This window comes from Sphingobium sp. TB-6 (genome assembly GCF_012927365.1).
GTDB lineage: Bacteria > Pseudomonadota > Alphaproteobacteria > Sphingomonadales > Sphingomonadaceae > Sphingobium.
This window is the reverse complement of sequence record NZ_JABBGL010000045.1, coordinates 1-2,601: the sequence shown is the minus strand read 5'-3', so window position 1 is coordinate 2,601 and position 2,601 is coordinate 1. Positions and strand designations below refer to the sequence as shown.

The window sequence follows — 2,601 nt, the reverse complement described above, 5'->3', positions numbered from 1 at the left end:
TGCCGATTCCGATGAAGCCGCCCCTCGTTTCCGAGATGATTGCGCCCCTTTGTTCCGAGATGATGTCGCCCCCGGAGACAGGGCCGTGCTGGCTACGTCTGTTGTTGTTTCGTTCGCGGCGGTCGTCAAGCCTCTGGAAGGGATTTTGCCCGCCGCATGCTGTCGCCGTCGAGGTCGAGGCGGTGGGCGTTGTGGACAAGCCGGTCGAGGATGGCGTCGGCATAGGTCGGATCGCCGATCACCTCGTGCCACGCCGCGATCGGCAACTGACTGGTGACGATCGTCGAGCGGCGGCCATAGCGCTCTTCTAGGATTTCGAGGAGGTCGTGGCGGGCATGAGCGTCGAGTGGTTCAAGCCCCCAGTCATCAAGGATCAGGAGTTGAACGCTGCCGAGCTTCGCCAGGATGCGGGCGTAGCGACCGTCGCCGCGGGCCAATGCCAGGCTGGCGAACAGCTTGGGCACCCGCTGATACAGCACCGAACGGTCGTCGCGGCAGGCCTTATGGCCCAGCGCGCAGGCCAACCATGATTTTCCGACGCCAGTCGGGCCGCAGATGACGAGATTGTCGCGAGCGGCGATCCAGTCTCCGGCGACGAGCTTGAGGAACAGCCCCCGGTCGAGACCGCGGTGGCTGCGATAATCGACATCCTCGGGGGTCGCCTGATGGCGCAGCTTGGCGAACCGCAGCCGGGCGGCCAGCTTGCGGTCGTGCCGGAAGCTCCATTCGCGGTCGAGCAGCAGCGCCAGCCATTCGGGATGGGTGAGCCGCTCGGCTTCGGCATTGGCGGCCAGTTCATCGAACGCTCTGGCCATGCCGGCCAGCCCCATCGCGTTCAGCCGGTCGAGGGTGGGATGTTGAAGCATCATGATCTCCTTCAGTGATAGTAGCGGGAACCCCGGATATTCGGGTGGGTGATCGTCCGATCGTCCCGCACCGGCTTGGGCGCGGGCGTCTGATCGAGCCGGTTGTCGAGGATCGACCTGACCGATCCATAGGTGCGTGCGCCGATATCGAGCGCCCGGCTGCACGCCGCTTCGACTCGGTCTCGGCCGAAGCCCTTCACCAGGCGCACGATGCCCAGGCAGGCCCGGAAGCCCTGCTCGGGATGCGGGCGATCGGTCAGGACCTTCTCACACAGGAGTGTCGCACATGGTCCGATCGCGGCGGCTTCCTTGGCGATGCGTTCGATCGTCCAGTCGGCGAAGCGCCGGTGCGATGACGGCATATGCTCGGATATCGTCGTGTGCCGGCCATTGCCGGATCCGCGCATATGGGCGGCAATCCGTTCGCCCTTGTGGAACAGCTCGATCGTGCGCGCGGTGATCCTCGCCTCGACCGGCTCGCGCGCGAAGCGATACGGGACCGAGTAATAATGCCGTTCGATCTCGACATGATAATCGAGACCGGCGCGCCGTCGTCGCCATTCGGCGAAGACATAGGGTTCCAGCGGCAGTGCCTTCAGCGCAGGCCTGTCGATGGCCTCGAACAGCTGGCGCCGGGTCTGGCCCACGCGGCGCATGATCCGGCGGTCATTGAGGTCGACCAGCAGGTCGCCGATCGCGGCGTTGAGTTCGGCCAGGCTATAGAAGACTCGATGTCGCAAACGCCCAAACAGCCAGCGCTCGACAATCAGCACGCAGGCTTCCACCTTGGCCTTGTCGCGCGGTCGGCGAGGACGGGTCGGCAGCACCGCGCTGTCGTAATGTGCCGCCATCTCGGCATAGCTGCGGTTGACCTGCGGATCGTAAAGGCAGGCCTTGATCACCGCGACCTTGGCATTGTCCGGCACGAACAGGGCAGGCGCGCCGCCGAACGCTTCCAGCGCCCGCACATGCGCCGCGATCCAGTCGGGGAGCGTCTCGGTCCAACTCGCCTCGGCATAGGACAGGCTCGATGCACCCAGCACCGCCACGAAGATGTGCGCGTCGCGGATTTCGCCGGTCAGCCGGTCGACCACGACAGCCACCTTGTCGCCCGCATAGTCGACGAACAGCTTCTCGCCCGCGGCGTGAGTCTGCCGCATCGTGACCGGCAGCTTCGCCGCCCAGCCACGATAGAGATCGCAGAACCGGCTGTAGCGATAGCCTTCCGGATGCTGCGCGATATATTCGTCCCACACGATCTGCAGCGTCACATGCTTGCGCTTCAGTTCGCGGTGGATCGCCGCCCAGTCCGGTTCGGGACAGCGGCGATGGCCGGTCTTGGTGCCCGCGGCGCGGTAAAGCGCCGCCTCCAACACCGCATCGCTGACATCCTCGCCCAGCGGCCAGGCCAAATCTGCCGCCGCTGCACGCCTCAGTGTCTCGCGCACTGTCGAAGGCGCGGCGCCCACCCGGTACGAAATCGCCTTGTGACCCAGCCCCTGCTCAAACCGGTATCGTAAAATCTCGCGAACCCGTCGCATACTCAATCGCTCCGCCGGCATCGGCTCCCTCCCTCGGACAACCCAAAGGAAGCAAACCTAATCCCAGCAGCGGCCCTCCATCGTCATCCCCGCCAAGGGGGCGACATCATCTCGGAATCAGGGGGCGAGTAATTCTCGGAACAGGGGGGCGGCATCATTTCGGAATGAGGGGGCGGTTTCCCTCGGAATCAGCA

At 65.1% G+C, this 2,601-nt stretch carries 2 protein-coding genes; both read right to left on the bottom strand.

From position 1 onward, the window contains the following. Positions 1-125: 125 nt before the first annotated feature. The gene (gene istB / locus HHL26_RS23960) at positions 126-866 is read right to left on the bottom strand and encodes an IS21-like element helper ATPase IstB (protein ID WP_169576921.1); all 741 of its coding nucleotides are present in this window, start codon (positions 864-866) and stop codon (positions 126-128) included. 11 nt (positions 867-877) lie between these two features. Next, positions 878-2,407: an IS21 family transposase gene (istA, locus tag HHL26_RS23955; RefSeq protein WP_169576920.1), complete on the bottom strand. Its 1,530-nt coding sequence runs from the start codon at positions 2,405-2,407 to the stop codon at positions 878-880. Positions 2,408-2,601: the final 194 nt, after the last annotated feature.

Bases quoted from the DNA above. Each gene is read 5' to 3' on its own strand.
- istB (WP_169576921.1), bottom strand. From the start codon at position 866: ATGCTTCAACATCCCACCCTCGACCGGCTGAACGCGATGGGGCTGGCC.
- istA (WP_169576920.1), bottom strand. From the start codon at position 2,407: ATGCGACGGGTTCGCGAGATTTTACGATACCGGTTTGAGCAGGGGCTG.